Source organism: Actinobacillus equuli (genome assembly GCF_900636745.1).
GTDB classification, from domain to species: Bacteria; Pseudomonadota; Gammaproteobacteria; order Enterobacterales; family Pasteurellaceae; genus Actinobacillus; species Actinobacillus equuli.
Window position 1 is genome coordinate 840503 of the sequence record NZ_LR134310.1, and the last position, 14689, is coordinate 855191.

Sequence of the window (14689 nt, forward strand, 5' to 3'; positions counted from 1 at the left end):
ATAAATTAAAACTTATACCCTCGATGCAACGCTACAATACCGGCACTTAAGTTGTAATAATTGACGCTTTCAAAACCGGCATTTTCCATCATCGCTTTTAATTCGTCTTGTTTCGGGTGCATACGAATCGATTCGGCAAGATAGCGATAGCTATCTGCATCATTTACCACTACTTCGCCCACTTTCGGCAAAATATTAAAAGAATAGAAATTATATAATTGGCTAATCGGATCAATAATCGGTTTCGAGAATTCTAATACTAATAAACGGCCACCCGGCTTCAACACACGAAACATCGAACGTAACGCTTTGTCTTTGTCCGTCACATTACGCAAACCGAAACTGATTACCACGCAATCGAAGGTATTATCCGCAAACGGTAAACATTCTGCGTTAGCTTGTACATAACTGACATTACCGACTACGCCTAAATTACGCAATTTTTCACGGCCGACTTCTAACATAGAGCTATTAATATCAGCTAACACAACTTCGCCGCTTTCGCCGACAATGCGCGAAAATTTTGCAGTAAAATCACCGGTTCCGCCGGCAAGATCCAACACTTTTTGCCCTTTACGCACGCCACTGCAATCAATGGTAAAACGCTTCCAAACACGATGGATACCAAACGAAAGCAAATCATTCATTAAGTCGTATTTGCCAGCAACGCTGTGGAATACATTAGCAACTAGTTGCTGTTTTTCTTCTTTGGCAACGGTTTTAAAACCAAAATGCGTTGTTTCGTTTTCAGTCGTTTCTGTCGTGTGTTGTAAATCAGTCATTGTCAAATTCTCATCGATTATTTCGGAGTGCTAACGATAGCAAAAAAGCGGTCATTTTTCCTTAAAATTTTGCAAAATCAAGCAAGTAAATGCCCGCTTGCTTGACTAGAAAGCGGTTAATCTGTACCATTCGCACACTATTTTTATTTGAGGATTACAATTTTGGACAGTCACAGTCGATACTTATCAGATTTCTAACCCACTTGTCCAAACCCTCAGGTTACCGACAAGTCGGTAACTCTCGCCTAGTATCTTTTTTGTTCCTTTTTGTTCATTACCTCCTAACCATTGGAGAATAAAATGATCCGTGCATTTGCATTAGATAACGCACGTCTTATCAGCGTTGACGAAACCGCTACCGACTTAAACGATGCAATTTGGATTGATTTAATCGATCCGAGCGATGACGAACGTAGCGTACTACAGCGTGGTTTAGACCAAACGCTTGCGGAAGAACACGAATTGGAAGACTTAGAGGCTTCCGCGCGCTTCTTCGAAGACGAAGACGGCCTACACCTTCACTCTTTTTTCTATTGTTTAGATGATGACGATTACGCAGATATTGCCACCGTAGCATTTACCATTCGCGACGGGCGTTTATTTACTCTACGTGAACGTGATTTACCGGCGTTCCGTTTATATCGAATGCGTTCGCGCCGTGAAAAATTAATTGATAGCAATGCGTACGAATTACTGCTCGACTTATTCGAAACCAAAATCGAGCAGCTTGCGGATGTTATCGAAACAATTTATGCGGATTTAGAAACCTTAAGCCGTGTAATCTTAAACGGTAAGCAAGAAAGTGAAAATTTTGACGATGCGCTTTCCGATTTAACCGAATTGGAAGATGCCAGCTCAAAAGTGCGTTTATGTCTGATGGATACGCAACGTGCGTTAAGTTTCTTATTGCGTAAAACCCGCTTACCAAACAATCAGCTTGAACAAGCTCGTGACATTATGCGAGATATTGAATCACTCCAGCCACATAACGAATCGTTGTTCCAAAAAGTGAACTTCTTGATGCAAGCGGCAATGGGTTATATCAATATTGAGCAGAATAAAATTATGAAGTTTTTCTCGGTCGTATCGGTGATGTTCCTACCGGCAACGTTAGTCGCCTCGACTTACGGAATGAACTTCGAATTTATGCCGGAATTACATTTTAAATACGGCTATCCGATGGCAATCGGCTTAATGATTTGCGCAGCCGCCGCACCTTATATCTACTTTAAACGCAAAGGTTGGTTATAAAATGCAAAAAGCACAGAATGTAAGTTCTGTGCTTTTTTGTTAGCTGTAAGCGGTCAGATTTATCAGGAAATTTGCAAAATTTTGCCAAGAAAAAACCGCTTGTAATTTGCATTACAAGCGGCTCTGAATAGATGGCGGAGGAAGTGAGATTCGAACTCACGGAGGGCGTAAACCCTCGCCGGTTTTCAAGACCGGTGCCTTCAACCACTCGACCATTCCTCCGGATTGAAAACATATTCTAAATTGTATTCTCTTTGAGAGAAAAAAACTTGCTGATTTACGAATCAACAAGCTATAAATTTGATGGCGGAGGAAGTGAGATTCGAACTCACGGAGGGCGTAAACCCTCGCCGGTTTTCAAGACCGGTGCCTTCAACCACTCGACCATTCCTCCGTTGAAAACGAGCGGAATAATATAAGTTTTATCAAAATCGGTCAAGCGAAAAATCGTTAAAAATCATCAAGTGATTTATTTTTCAGCATAACCGACTATTTATGCTTATTTCCTAATCAGCCACACACCACTTTCTACGTGATGAGTATAAGGGAACTGATCAAAAAGTGCCGCACGCTCAATACGATGCGTTTGGGTTAATTGCTGTAAATTATCGGCTAACGTATGCGGATTGCACGAAATATATAAAATTCGCTCGTAAGCCTGCACCATATTTAGGGTATCTTGATCTAAACCTGCTCGTGGCGGGTCAACAAAAATCGTATTGCAATCATAAGCTTTTAAATCAATTCCTTTTAAACGATTAAATTCACGCACACCATTCATCGCTTGAGTAAATTCTTCCGCTGACATTCGAATAATTTGCAAATTATCAATCTCATTCTGCTCAATATTATATTGCGCAGAGTGAACTGAAGATTTTGAAATTTCCGTGGCTAACACTTTACGGAAATTCTCCGCTAATGCAATCGAGAAATTCCCGTTACCGCAGTAAAGTTCCAATAAATCACCGGTACTATTTTTAGTACAGCTTCTCGCCCATTCTAACATTTTGATATTCATTTTAGCATTCGGCTGGGTAAAGCTGTTTTCTACTTGGCGATAAATTAAATTACGCCCGTCCACCGGCAATACTTCTTCAACATAATCACGATCCAAAGCGATCTTCTGTTTTGTCGCACGTCCAATAAGTTGTACATTAAAGCCCTTGTTTTCCAAACGTGTTTTTAAAGCACTGGCTTCCGCTTGCCACTCTTCCGTCAATTTCTTGTGGTAAAGCATTGATACCGCAATTTCACCGCTTAACGTGCTAAGGTAATCCACTTGGAATAATTTACGAGTCAGTAATTCATTGCCCTTAATTTCAGCTAGCAAACTACTCATCATTTTATTAATCAGATGATTGGCAATCGGGAATTGATCAACTCGATAACGTTGCTTAGTTTCCTGATCGAACATAATGTGATAGAGCTCATTTTCTCCGGCTTCGTTAGTATCATGCCATACTCGGAATTCGGCACGCATACGGAAATGGCTGGTTTCAGACTCAAACACTTCAAGTGCAGGCGGATTAAAAGGCGCAAGTAAAGCGGTCAAATTTTCTGCTTTTTTTGCAAGAAGATCAGAATATTGCTCAATAGGAAGGTTCATAATTTATCACTATTCATTGTCCCCAACCGTATAAGAGACTGGCTGAGAAAAGTAAAATTAATATAAAAAAAGAAACCACAAAATACCCTGACTAACACTTTCGTGTTTTCAGCGTATTCCGTGGCACACTTAAAATTGCAAATACTTAGAAATGCCTATTATTCAGCAGCGCTGAAATCATCACCGGCATCGTTACCTGCATTACCTGAAAGCGTATAGATACGTTTTGTTTTGCTGGTTAAAGTACGGTATTTTAACCATGATTTTTCAATAATGCTTTCAGCAATTTCATCACCTTTCATTACAGCAACAAAGCGCTCTTCTTCTGCCGTCACTGGACTACGTTCGCCAGTTTCTAATGCTAAACACGCTTGACCGAATTGCTCTAAAGTTTGAGATTCACGAATGGTGTAATCGCCGTGACGAGCAAAACCGCGTGGATAATTTTTATCATCAAAGTAACGACGTGTTACGCTAAAACTCTCTGCCATAATATGCCTCTTATAATTTACTGCTGAATTTGAAAAGAAAAAATCGACCTACCATTAAATCAATTATTCAAAATAAGTCAAGAAAAAACGCATAAAGTCGGCTATTTTCTTATAACAAATCTTATTCAACCGACCAGAAAAAAACCACTTGTAAGACAATCTTACAAGCGGTCTTTTTTCACTAAAGTTTTACCAATTAATCAATCGGTGGCACGTAAGTACCGTTTACAATCGAATCTTTAATACGATCCGCTTCCGCTAATACTTGTGCTAATAACGCTTTCACGTTTTCCAAGGTTGCAATCGGGCTTAACGTGGTCATCTTAAGTGATTGTTTATCGCCCACTTTGGTTACACCGATATTTGCTTCGCCACGAGCGAAAAGCTCGTCCGCTACGTTTTGGTTTAAGGTATCGATAAATTCTGCCGGATAACCTTGCGGTACCACACGGAACAATACCGAGGCGAATTGGCTTGGCACTAACATTTCTAAGCCGTCAGTCGCGTTAATATAGCCTTCCACTTCTTTAGTTAATTTCACACCGTGGTCAATCATTGAAGCATATAAATCTTCACCTAACGCTTCTACCGTGAACCATAATTTTAATGCGTCAAAACGACGAGTGGTTTGTAATGATTTCGCCACTAAGTTCGGTACGCCGTGTGCCTCGTCATATTCTGAGTTAAGATAATCCGCTTTATAGTCGATAAAACGATAGTTTGCCTGATCTTTTAATAAGAACGCACCACACGAAATACTTTGGAAGAAGTGTTTGTGGAAATCTAACGTGATTGAGTCGGTTTCTTCAATACCATCTAAGAAATGACGGAAATCTTTAGAAAGTAATAACGCACCGCCCCAAGCTGCATCTACATGTAACCACACACCGAATTTATTGGTGATTGCACGAATTTCTTTTAACGGATCGATTGCACCAGCGTCAGTGGTACCGGCTGTTGCCACCACACAAGCAACAATTTTGCCCTGTGCAGTTAAATCCGCCAATGTTTTCTCTAATGCCACAACGTCCATTTGGGCGTTTTCGTTGCACGGCACTGTTACCACAGATTGGAAGCCCATACCCATCATTGCCATGTTTTTTTGCACTGAGAAGTGAGCATTTTCCGAGCAAACCACTTTCACATTTTTCATTGCGTCCGCAGGAATACCGTCACGTTGCACTGACCATTCCGAGCCGTCTTCGTTTTTCCAGTTTTTCGCAATCGCCCAGTCACGTGCAAGTAATACGCCCATTAAGTTTGATTGCGTACCGCCTGAAGTAAACACGCCTGAAGTACCAGCACCATAGCCAACTTTTTGACGTAACCAATCAATTAAATGTTCTTCCATAATCGAACCCGCCGGGCTTTGATCCCAAGAGTCCATTGATTGGTTGGTTGCGTTAATTAACACTTCCGCAATTTGGCTGGTTACCATTGTCGGGCAATGTAAATGCGCAAGTGAATGTGGGTGATGTACTTTAAGACTTGGTTTTAAGAAAATTTCCACTAAGTGATCAAGTGATTTTTGTACGCCTACGCCTTCTTTTGACGGATTAAAGCCATCAATCAAAGCACGCATTTGCTTGATTGAGCCACCAGTGTACATTTTGTCGTTTTTTAACCAAGTACTTACCGCTTGCACCGCATTATTCATCGCATTTTCGTAATCAGCGATAGATTGCGGATCGTTACAGAAAAGTGATTGTCTGTGTTTTGAAATATCTGCCATTTTTTCTCTCGTACCTAGCACGCGCCGTGCTAGGTTAATTAAGCTCAGCCCCGTTGGGGCTAGGATATAAAAAGAGCCACAGCGTGGCTCAGATAAAGCAACCCTACACGGCTCGTGTAGGGTTAAAATTAACCACGTACTGCTTTGATTGCATCCGCTACAGATTGTTTGAAGCGCTTGATAAACTCTTCACATTCCGCTTGGTTGATGTTTACTGCACAAAGAACACGTACTACGTTACCGCCACGGCCACCACGTTCTAACAATAATTTATTATTGAAACACGCTTTTTGAATTGCTACCGCTAATTCACCGTCTTGTGGGTAAGCGCCGGTTGCATCTTGTGGTTTACGCTCATCAACGATATCGATACCCATCATTAAGCCGCGACCACGCACATTACCGATACATGGGAATTCTTTGCTTAATTCACGCAATGCGTTGGTTAAGTATTCGCCACGTTCTTGTGCATTTTGCGCTAAGTTTTCTTCACGCATGATTTTTAATGAAGCATAACCGGTTGCCATTGCTAATTGGTTACCACGGAAAGTACCGGTGTGACCCGCCGGTTGCCATGCATCGAATTCTTTACGAATTGCTAATACCGCTAACGGTAATGAACCGCCAACCGCTTTTGACATTACCACGATATCCGGCTCAATGCCTGCGTGTTCGAAAGCGAACATTTTACCACTGCGGCAGAAACCAGCTTGAACTTCGTCCACGATCATTAAGATACCGTGTTTTTTGGTCACTTCACGCACTTTTTGTAAGAAGCTGATTGGCGCCGGTACTACACCGCCTTCACCTTGAATCGCTTCTAAAATTACCGCCGCCGGTTTTACCACACCGCTTTCCACATCTTCGATAAAGTTTTCGAAATAGTGTTCAACCGCTTTTGCACCTGCTTCACCACCGATACCGAACGGGCAACGATATTCATGCGGATACGGCATAAATTGCACGCCGGCCATTAAATTTTGTACCGCATTTTTAGCGCCTAAGTTACCAGTTAATGATAATGCGCCGTGTGTCATACCGTGGAAGCCGCCAGAGAATGCGATCACATTGCCACGACCGGTATAAGTTTTGGCTAATTTGATTGCCGCTTCGTTAGCATCCGCACCTGATGGGCCGGTAAATTGAAGGATATATTGATCTTTCGGGAAGAATGAAAGTAATTCTTCTGTGAATGCATCTTTTAACGGAGTAGTTAAGTCAAGCGTATGTAACGGTAAACCGCTTTCTAATACATCTTTGATTGATTGCATTAATACCGGGTGATTGTGACCTAATGCAAGTGTTCCTGCGCCCGCTAAGAAGTCAAGGTATTCGTTACCCTCAACGTCCGTTACCCAGCAACCTTGTGCTTTTGCATACGCAAAAGGTAATTTACGAGGATAACTACGAACATTTGATTCCATTTTATCTTGGCGATCTAAGAAATGTTTGTTTGATGCGAGAACTGCTTTTACAGGAGTGGTAATTGTCATTTGAAATGAGTTTCCTATTGATAGGTGAAAAAAATAAGTCGGGTGCCTTGCGGGAAGCCTAAGCTTTCTGTTTCTGAAAAAACAGATGCCATGGGGCATTTGACTCGCTACTTATTAAAAAAAGCGTTTCAGCTTTTTTGTTTTTACCCTGCCCCTAGATTTAACAAAAGAAAGGCGGTGCAGGTTGGAAACAGGCTTAAATGCGGGTGACATTTAAGGACGCATAATAGTACATTTTTTTGGCAAAAAATAAAGTAATTTTTATATGTAACCTTAGATAGCTTACTCAAATGTCTAAAATGCAAACGGTTGCCAAATTGGCGTAAAAAAACCCAGCTGAAAAGCTGGGCTCTTGAAACATTGAATCAAATTATTTGATTTTAGCTTCTTTATAAACAACGTGTTTACGCACAACTGGATCAAATTTTTTGATTTCCATTTTTTCAGGCATATTACGTTTGTTTTTAGTCGTTGTGTAGAAGTGACCAGTTTCAGCAGTTGAAACTAATTTGATTTTCTCACGATTACCTTTAGCTGCCATTGGTTAGCTCCTTAGATTTTTTCGCCACGAGCACGGATTTCAGCTAATACTGCATCGATGCCTTTTTTGTCGATAATACGCATACCTTTCGCTGTTAAGCGTAAAGTTACGAAACGGTTTTCACTCTCAACCCAAAAACGGTGAGTGTGTAAGTTAGGTAAAAAACGACGACGAGTCGCGTTTAATGCGTGTGAGCGGTTGTTACCAACTGCTGGACGCTTGCCGGTTACTTGGCAAACTCTTGACATTTTAATTCTCCAATTACTTAAGTAATGTTTAAATGGTTCGGGCGATTAGGACTTATATCAGTTTATCTAATTGCCTCGTCAGGCTCAGCCCGACCAAAGTCATATTTAAAGACCACGGATTATACTCGCTTTGATAGCGTTATTCAAGTCTCAATTTATGAATTATTTCGGCGAAACCTCTCTTCTTCGAAGGAAAAATAATCACCTTTTCCGACGACAATATGATCAACAAAGCGAATTTCAACCAAATCACACGCCATTTCAATCTTCTTAGTGAGTATTCTATCCGATTCCGAAGGCGTACAAAGACCTGAGGGATGATTATGGGCGACAATAATTGCCGCCGCATTGCATTTTAATGCTTCTTTGATTATTTCTCTAGGGTAAACCGTTGCTTGATTAATCGTACCGTAAAACATTTTTTCTTTTTTAATTAAGCGATTCTGATTATCGAGAAACATCACCATAAATACTTCTCGTTCTTCCGATTCCAGTTCCGTCTGAAAACACATCACGGCTAAATAAGGTTCTGTAATGTTTTCTCGCGCTTGCATTTGTTGTGCCAAATAACGCTTAGTCATTTCTTTTGAAGCTTGTAATTGAATAAATTGCGTTTGTCCCAATCCTTTCATCTGACAAAATGCTGTTACATCCGCACTAAGTAACCCTCTTAACGAACCAAATTGTTTGAGCACCGTTTCAGATAATTGCATCACCGGCAGCCCCTTAATACCGGTACGCAAAAAAATCGCCAATAATTCTTGATCAGTTAAGGACTCTGCTCCATAAGCTAATAATTTTTCTCGTGGCATTAATTCTGCATTACACATTATTTTTTACTCAGTTAGACCAAATAGGAAAAAAGCATAAAGAAGCTAATTATTTGAATCAAAAGGAAAGTTTTATTTTTTCGACACAGATCGCAAAAATCGCTTTATTGTGAGTGAGTACTTATTAAGGTAGAATTATCCAGCTCATCTTCTTTGCTTATGCTCAGAAAATGAATAAATATTTTTTTAGAATAGGAATTGCTATGCTCAGTAACAAGCGCATTTTAGTCGGCATTACCGGTGGCATTGCCGCTTATAAAACGATTGAATTAATTCGTCATTTCAAAAAAGCCAATGCAGACGTTCGTGTCGTATTAACACCGGCGGCAGAAGCTTTTGTGACCCCGCTTACCCTACAAGCGATTTCGGCAAATGCGGTCTCCAATTCCTTATTAGATCCGCAAGCGGAACTCGCAATGGGTCATATTGAATTGGCAAAATGGGCGGATTTAGTCGTTATTGCACCGGCGTCTGCCGATTTTATCGCTCGTTTACGTGCCGGTATGGCAAATGATTTGCTCTCTACCCTCTGTTTAGCAACTGCCAGCCCAATTTTACTCGCACCGGCAATGAACCAACAAATGTTCAAACAAGCGGTTACGCAAGAAAATTTAGCCGTATTGGCAAATCGCGGCATACAAATGATCGGTCCGAATAGCGGCTTCCAAGCTTGTGGTGATGTCGGTGCCGGCAGAATGTCCGAGCCAAGTGAGATCTTCCAAACAGTATGCGATCACTTTAACCGCTCACAAGATCTGAAAGATATTAGCGTGACAATTACCGCCGGCCCAACCCGTGAAGCGATCGATCCGGTGCGTTATATCAGCAATCACAGTTCCGGCAAAATGGGCTTTGCGATTGCTGAAGCATTTGCCAAACGTGGTGCACAAGTGAATCTGATTGCCGGTCCGGTCAATCTTGCCACACCGGCAAATGTCGTTCGAATCGATGTGGAATCGGCGGTAGAAATGGAACAACAAGCGGTCAAATTTGCACAAAAATCTGCAATTTTTATCGGTTGTGCTGCCGTTGCCGATTATCGAATGGCTGAAGTCGCTCCACAAAAAATCAAGAAAACCACTGGTAATGACGAACTGATTCTTAAATTAGTTAAAAACCCGGATATTATCGCCAATGTGGCAAATTTAACTGAAAATCGCCCGTTTACCGTGGGTTTTGCAGCGGAAACGCAAGATGTAGCGAACTACGCTAAAGATAAACTCAAACGTAAGAATTTAGATTTAATTTGCGCCAATGATGTGTCCGGCGGACAAGTGTTCGGGCAAGATCAAAATGCCCTACAACTCTTTTGGCAAAACGGTGAAAAAATGCTACCGCTTGCAGATAAAGGCAAACTGGCGGAAGCCTTAGTTCACGAGATTATTGAGCAATTTAAACACGACAAATAGGAACATAAATGAAACAAATCGATTTAAAAATTTTAGATAGCCGTATCGGCAACGAATTTCCATTACCGGCCTATGCAACCGAAGGGTCGGCGGGTTTAGATTTACGTGCCTTAACTGAAAGCGCTTTAATCGTAGAACCCGGTCAAACCGTACTGATTCCAACCGGTATTTCAATTTATATCGCTGATCCGAATTTAGCGGCGGTGATTTTGCCTCGTTCAGGTTTAGGGCATAAAAACGGTATCGTGTTAGGCAATTTAGTCGGTTTAATCGATAGCGACTATCAAGGTCCGTTAATGGTGTCATTGTGGAACCGCAGCGATAAACCTTTTACCGTTGAAGTCGGCGACCGTATTGCTCAGTTAGTTTTCGTACCGGTAGTACAAGCAAGCTTCAATATCGTAAACGATTTTGAACAAACCGAACGTGGCGAAGGCGGTTTCGGTCATTCGGGTAAACAGTAATTAGATACCCAAACAAGCGGTCGAATTTGTAAAAAATTTTGCAAAAATGACCGCTTGCGGCTTCTTGTAATGATGAGCAGATTACTAAAACAAGAGAAATTTATGACACAACCAACAGTTAAGATGCCTAAAAAATCGGTGAAAGAACGTCAGCAACAAGTACTTGAAGTGCTGATTGGCTTATTAAATTCCGAAGACGGTATGCAACGTGTAACCACCGAACGTTTAGCCAAAGCAGTTGGCGTTTCGGAAGGCGCGCTTTACCGTTATTTCCCAAGCAAAACTAAAATGTTTGAAGCATTGATTGAACGTATCGAACAAACGCTAACCAGTTATATTAATGCAAGTAAACGTAAAGAAAATTCGACCGCATTGGCGGTGAAAGCAATCCTCTACACCGTAATTGAATTTGCACGCAAAAACCCGGGGGTAACTCGCATTCTGACCGGTCATGCGTTAATGTTTGAAGACGATCAATTAAAAGCACGTGTTGCCAAATTTTTTGACGGCTTAGAGTTTCAGTTCGCCAACATTTTACAGATGAGTAAATTACGTGAAGGTAAAACGTTCGAAGATGAACGAGCGCTCGCCGGCTATTTAGTCAATTTTTGCGAAGGTCAATTCTTACGTTTAGTACGTTCCAACTTCAGTTATAACCAACATCAACATTTTGAAAAACAATGGGCATTGATTAAGCCGTTATTTGAGTAAGTTTTATGATTATTCCATGGCAAGAACTTGAACCCGCAACATTAAATAATGTATTGGATTCATTTATTTTACGAGAAGGCACCGATTACGGCGAAAGAGAACTTTCTTTAGAGGAAAAACGTGAGCGTTTATTAACTCAATTAAAAGCGGATAAAGTCGTGATTGTCTGGTCGGAGCTGCATCAAAGCCTTGATATTAAAGACAAAAAATCTTTTTTAGGTTAATTGAGCGTCTCGTGATACAATTTTAGCGTTTAGGATATCAAATAATTATAAATGATTTATAGAGGTCTTTATGCAGATGCAAGATATTTCAATTTCTACGCCTCAAATTGACGGAGAAATCTCAGCACCACCATCAATCCATGACCCTGCTGTGGAGTGGTTTCTGACTCACTGTCATATTCATCGTTACCCGTCAAAATACACACTGATTCACGCCGGTGAAGATGCGGAATCTTTATTCTATATTGTGAGCGGTTCAGTAGCGGTGTTTATTAAAGACGATGAAGGCAAAGAAATGATTCTTTCCCACCTTGGTCAAGGCGAGTTTGTTGGTGAAATCAGTTTATTTGAAGAATCTGTTCAACCGCGTACCGCTTGGGTCAAAACAAAAGGTGCTTGCGAAATTGCGGAAATCTCATATAAAAAATTTAAACAGCTTGTGCATTTAAATCCGGATATTTTAATGTATCTTTCTGCGCAAATGGCTCGCCGTTTACGCCAAACTTCACGCCAAGTAAGTAATCTTGCTTTCTTAGACGTAACCGGTCGTATTGCACAAACTTTAATGAATCTGGCGAAAATGCCGGATGCGATGACTCACCCTGAGGGAATGCAAATTAAAATCACCCGACAAGAAATCGGACAAATGGTCGGTTGTTCACGTGAAACGGTCGGCAGAATCTTAAAAATGTTAGAAGATGAAGGCTTAATTTCAGCACACGGTAAAACCATTGTGGTTTACGGTACTCGCTAAATTTTAATGAAATCAGACCGCTTGTTAATCCTAACAAGCGGCTTTTTTATTCGTCTTTTACATAACGTTTAATGAATTTTGCTTGGTGCTTTTCAATCACTTCTTCAATCAAAATATCGTATTTATCCGCCAAAATAAACAAATTATCCAGCACATCGCCCAGTTCTTCGATCAAACACGCCTTTTTCTCTTGATAAGACGCCTCGGTTTCATCCGGACGATCTCTACCGATTTCAATCGCTCGTACCGCCCGCGCCACTTCACCGACTTCTTCGCTTAAAAAGTTCACTCGAATAAACGGATTGTAACGATACCAGCCCTGTGTCTGATAAAATTCTCTGACCCAATTTTGATAATCTTGAATCTGCATACGACTTCCTTAAATTGCAAAAAGCGGTAGCTATGCTACCGCTTGTATTCTAGTTCTCTTCCCAACTTGCGAATTCAATATACTCCGCTAATTCAGGAAATTGTTTTAGCCACTTATTCCATTGCACTAAATCTACTTCTACTTCAATCAATCGGTCACCAAACTGATTAAAGACTTCATTTTTAATACAATGTTGTAAACGGAATTGCGTATAAATTTGCCCAGCGGTTGCCGGTAATAATACTTTCTCGCACACAAGTTCATTGCGTAAACATTCCCGAATCGCTTCATACAACAAATCAATACCTTGATTGGCTTGTGCAGAAAGATAAACCGCCACCGGTCTACCATCGTCATTACGCTCGATATGCGGCATTACGCCCTCGAGTTTATCGACTTTGTTATATACCAATAACGTTGGAATTTCTAACGCACCGATTTCATCTAAGACTTGATTAACCGCATCAATATTTTCATTTTTACGATCATCCGCCGCATCAATGACATGTAACAGTAAACTCGCTTCGGTGGTTTCTTGTAAAGTCGATTTAAAGGCGGAAACCAAATCATGCGGTAAGAAACGAATAAAACCTACCGTATCCGCTAAGATTGTGGTACCGACATCTTGAATCTGCATTCGGCGTAAAGTCGGATCAAGCGTTGCGAACAACTGATCTGCCGCATAAACACCGGCATTGGTAATCGCATTAAATAAGGTAGATTTCCCTGCATTGGTATAGCCGACTAAAGAAACGGTCGGAATATCCGCTTTCTGACGAGTTTTGCGATTTTGACTGCGTTGCTTATTCACTTTCTCCAAGCGATTTTGAAGTTGCTGAATTCGTACCTTAATCAAACGGCGATCAGTTTCAAGCTGAGTTTCGCCCGGTCCGCGTAAACCGACTGCCCCGCCCTTTTGCTGATCTTGATTGCCCAAACGCCGTACCAAACGTGTTGCCAAATGTTTAAGTTGAGCCAGCTCGACCTGTAATTTACCTTCGTGTGATCTGGCACGTTGGGCAAAAATATCTAAAATCAGACCGGTTCTATCCACGACACGACATTCACATAACGCTTGTAAATTACGGGTTTGCGAAGGACTCAGTTCGTGGTTGACCAAAACTACGGTTGCACCGAGTTCTTCAACCGCTTGAGCGATTTCATCGGCTTTACCTTGTCCGACAAAATATTTGATATGCGGTGCAGAACGAGAAGTGGTTAGTGTGGCAAGAATTTCAACACCGGCCGATTCAGTAAGCGTTTGGAATTCCATCAGATTCTCAATATCTTTATGTTGAGAAAGGAAGAGGTGGACTAAAATTGCTTTATCTTTCGTATGCGATAACTCTTTATCGGAAGTTTTCCCATTCTCAGATAAAGCAAAACCAAATACAGCATTTTCATCTGTATTTGGCATCTGTTCGGTAAAAAAAGCTTGCGTAGTAATAGCTTTATTATTCCGCTTTGTCTGCTGGAGCTTCAACTGCTTGAGCTTGTTGAGCGTGTGAAGAACCACCGTTGTTATGAGAAACTGAACGAGCAGGAACTACAGTTGAAATTGCATGTTTATAAACCATTTGGCTCACGGTATTTTTCAATAAAATTACGAATTGATCGAAAGATTCAATTTGACCTTGTAATTTAATGCCGTTAACTAAATAAATTGAAACAGGAATGCGCTCACGACGAAGTGCATTCAAATATGGATCTTGTAGAGATTGACCTTTTGCCATTTTCTTTTCCTTTTTTATTTTTGTGTTAAATATCGTCTTATTTCTGCCAA

17 protein-coding genes and 2 tRNA genes are annotated in these 14689 nt (G+C 40.9%); 6 read left to right on the plus strand and 13 right to left on the minus strand.

Annotated features, from left to right (window positions below; genetic code table 11):
• Positions 1-5: 5 nt before the first annotated feature.
• Complete coding sequence (ubiE, locus tag EL121_RS03850; RefSeq protein ID WP_039197828.1) at positions 6-782, minus strand: bifunctional demethylmenaquinone methyltransferase/2-methoxy-6-polyprenyl-1,4-benzoquinol methylase UbiE; 777 nt, start codon at positions 780-782, stop codon at positions 6-8.
• A 300-nt stretch (positions 783-1082) separates the two neighbouring features.
• Between ubiE and corA the strand changes: the two genes are divergently transcribed.
• A complete protein-coding gene (gene corA / locus EL121_RS03855) occupies positions 1083-2033 on the plus strand; it encodes a magnesium/cobalt transporter CorA (protein ID WP_039197830.1) in 951 nt (316 codons plus the stop codon).
• 132 nt (positions 2034-2165) lie between these two features.
• Here the strand turns inward: corA and EL121_RS03860 are convergent.
• From EL121_RS03860 to radC, 9 genes are all read right to left on the minus strand, one after another.
• Positions 2166-2255 (minus strand) — tRNA-Ser (locus EL121_RS03860).
• Positions 2256-2337: 82 nt separating this feature from the next.
• Positions 2338-2427 (minus strand) — tRNA-Ser (locus EL121_RS03865).
• Positions 2428-2532: 105 nt separating this feature from the next.
• The gene (gene trmA / locus EL121_RS03870; protein WP_039197832.1) at positions 2533-3639 is read right to left on the minus strand and encodes a tRNA (uridine(54)-C5)-methyltransferase TrmA; all 1107 of its coding nucleotides are present in this window, start codon (positions 3637-3639) and stop codon (positions 2533-2535) included.
• Between the two features lie 158 nt (positions 3640-3797).
• Positions 3798-4130, minus strand: coding sequence for a DUF413 domain-containing protein (locus EL121_RS03875; protein ID WP_014992160.1), 333 nt, complete (start codon positions 4128-4130; stop codon positions 3798-3800).
• Positions 4131-4326: 196 nt separating this feature from the next.
• Positions 4327-5862 carry an L-2,4-diaminobutyrate decarboxylase gene (gene ddc / locus EL121_RS03880; RefSeq protein WP_039197834.1) on the minus strand — a complete coding sequence of 512 codons (1536 nt, stop codon included), beginning with the start codon at positions 5860-5862 and terminating at the stop codon, positions 4327-4329.
• 128 nt (positions 5863-5990) lie between these two features.
• Complete coding sequence (locus EL121_RS03885) at positions 5991-7355, minus strand: diaminobutyrate--2-oxoglutarate transaminase (RefSeq protein ID WP_039197835.1); 1365 nt, start codon at positions 7353-7355, stop codon at positions 5991-5993.
• A gap of 370 nt (positions 7356-7725) precedes the next feature.
• Positions 7726-7896 (minus strand): 50S ribosomal protein L33, encoded by a 171-nt coding sequence (rpmG, locus tag EL121_RS03890; protein WP_005624479.1) that lies wholly within the window; start codon positions 7894-7896, stop codon positions 7726-7728.
• A gap of 11 nt (positions 7897-7907) precedes the next feature.
• Positions 7908-8144, minus strand: coding sequence for a 50S ribosomal protein L28 (rpmB, locus tag EL121_RS03895; RefSeq protein WP_005599762.1), 237 nt, complete (start codon positions 8142-8144; stop codon positions 7908-7910).
• Between the two features lie 155 nt (positions 8145-8299).
• Entirely contained in the window at positions 8300-8974 is a 675-nt protein-coding gene (gene radC / locus EL121_RS03900) for a RadC family protein (RefSeq protein WP_039197837.1), read from the minus strand.
• A 203-nt stretch (positions 8975-9177) separates the two neighbouring features.
• On the opposite strand from radC, the gene coaBC reads away from it, so the two are divergent.
• From coaBC to crp, 5 genes are all read left to right on the plus strand, one after another.
• Positions 9178-10383, plus strand: a complete 1206-nt coding sequence (coaBC, locus tag EL121_RS03905) for a bifunctional phosphopantothenoylcysteine decarboxylase/phosphopantothenate--cysteine ligase CoaBC (RefSeq protein ID WP_014992164.1) — start codon at positions 9178-9180, stop codon at positions 10381-10383.
• 8 nt (positions 10384-10391) lie between these two features.
• Positions 10392-10847, plus strand: coding sequence for a dUTP diphosphatase (gene dut / locus EL121_RS03910; RefSeq protein WP_039197839.1), 456 nt, complete (start codon positions 10392-10394; stop codon positions 10845-10847).
• A 102-nt stretch (positions 10848-10949) separates the two neighbouring features.
• The gene (gene slmA / locus EL121_RS03915) at positions 10950-11558 is read left to right on the plus strand and encodes a nucleoid occlusion factor SlmA (RefSeq protein WP_014992166.1); all 609 of its coding nucleotides are present in this window, start codon (positions 10950-10952) and stop codon (positions 11556-11558) included.
• Positions 11559-11563: 5 nt separating this feature from the next.
• Entirely contained in the window at positions 11564-11782 is a 219-nt protein-coding gene (locus tag EL121_RS03920; protein ID WP_039197841.1) for a YheU family protein, read from the plus strand.
• Between the two features lie 76 nt (positions 11783-11858).
• Entirely contained in the window at positions 11859-12536 is a 678-nt protein-coding gene (gene crp, locus EL121_RS03925) for a cAMP-activated global transcriptional regulator CRP (RefSeq protein WP_014992167.1), read from the plus strand.
• A 46-nt stretch (positions 12537-12582) separates the two neighbouring features.
• Here crp and EL121_RS03930 read toward each other — a convergent pair whose 3' ends face one another.
• The 3 genes from EL121_RS03930 to hfq are packed head-to-tail and all read right to left on the minus strand — an operon-like array spanning position 12583 to position 14639.
• Entirely contained in the window at positions 12583-12906 is a 324-nt protein-coding gene (locus EL121_RS03930; RefSeq protein ID WP_039197843.1) for a MazG nucleotide pyrophosphohydrolase domain-containing protein, read from the minus strand.
• 49 nt (positions 12907-12955) lie between these two features.
• Entirely contained in the window at positions 12956-14323 is a 1368-nt protein-coding gene (gene hflX, locus EL121_RS03935) for a ribosome rescue GTPase HflX (RefSeq protein WP_081978371.1), read from the minus strand.
• Between the two features lie 37 nt (positions 14324-14360).
• Positions 14361-14639 carry an RNA chaperone Hfq gene (hfq, locus tag EL121_RS03940; protein ID WP_039197845.1) on the minus strand — a complete coding sequence of 93 codons (279 nt, stop codon included), beginning with the start codon at positions 14637-14639 and terminating at the stop codon, positions 14361-14363.
• Between the last annotated feature and the right edge of the window lie 50 nt (positions 14640-14689).

Excerpts from the sequence above, each read along its gene's own strand:
- ubiE (WP_039197828.1), bottom strand. The coding sequence starts at position 782 with ATGACTGATTTACAACACACGACAGAAACGACTGAAAACGAAACAACG.
- corA (WP_039197830.1), top strand. The coding sequence starts at position 1,083 with ATGATCCGTGCATTTGCATTAGATAACGCACGTCTTATCAGCGTTGAC.
- trmA (WP_039197832.1), bottom strand. The coding sequence starts at position 3,639 with ATGAACCTTCCTATTGAGCAATATTCTGATCTTCTTGCAAAAAAAGCA.
- EL121_RS03875 (WP_014992160.1), bottom strand. The coding sequence starts at position 4,130 with ATGGCAGAGAGTTTTAGCGTAACACGTCGTTACTTTGATGATAAAAAT.
- ddc (WP_039197834.1), bottom strand. The coding sequence starts at position 5,862 with ATGGCAGATATTTCAAAACACAGACAATCACTTTTCTGTAACGATCCG.
- EL121_RS03885 (WP_039197835.1), bottom strand. The coding sequence starts at position 7,355 with ATGACAATTACCACTCCTGTAAAAGCAGTTCTCGCATCAAACAAACAT.
- rpmG (WP_005624479.1), bottom strand. The coding sequence starts at position 7,896 with ATGGCAGCTAAAGGTAATCGTGAGAAAATCAAATTAGTTTCAACTGCT.
- rpmB (WP_005599762.1), bottom strand. The coding sequence starts at position 8,144 with ATGTCAAGAGTTTGCCAAGTAACCGGCAAGCGTCCAGCAGTTGGTAAC.
- radC (WP_039197837.1), bottom strand. The coding sequence starts at position 8,974 with ATGTGTAATGCAGAATTAATGCCACGAGAAAAATTATTAGCTTATGGA.
- coaBC (WP_014992164.1), top strand. The coding sequence starts at position 9,178 with ATGCTCAGTAACAAGCGCATTTTAGTCGGCATTACCGGTGGCATTGCC.
- dut (WP_039197839.1), top strand. The coding sequence starts at position 10,392 with ATGAAACAAATCGATTTAAAAATTTTAGATAGCCGTATCGGCAACGAA.
- slmA (WP_014992166.1), top strand. The coding sequence starts at position 10,950 with ATGACACAACCAACAGTTAAGATGCCTAAAAAATCGGTGAAAGAACGT.
- EL121_RS03920 (WP_039197841.1), top strand. The coding sequence starts at position 11,564 with ATGATTATTCCATGGCAAGAACTTGAACCCGCAACATTAAATAATGTA.
- crp (WP_014992167.1), top strand. The coding sequence starts at position 11,859 with ATGCAAGATATTTCAATTTCTACGCCTCAAATTGACGGAGAAATCTCA.
- EL121_RS03930 (WP_039197843.1), bottom strand. The coding sequence starts at position 12,906 with ATGCAGATTCAAGATTATCAAAATTGGGTCAGAGAATTTTATCAGACA.
- hflX (WP_081978371.1), bottom strand. The coding sequence starts at position 14,323 with ATGCCAAATACAGATGAAAATGCTGTATTTGGTTTTGCTTTATCTGAG.
- hfq (WP_039197845.1), bottom strand. The coding sequence starts at position 14,639 with ATGGCAAAAGGTCAATCTCTACAAGATCCATATTTGAATGCACTTCGT.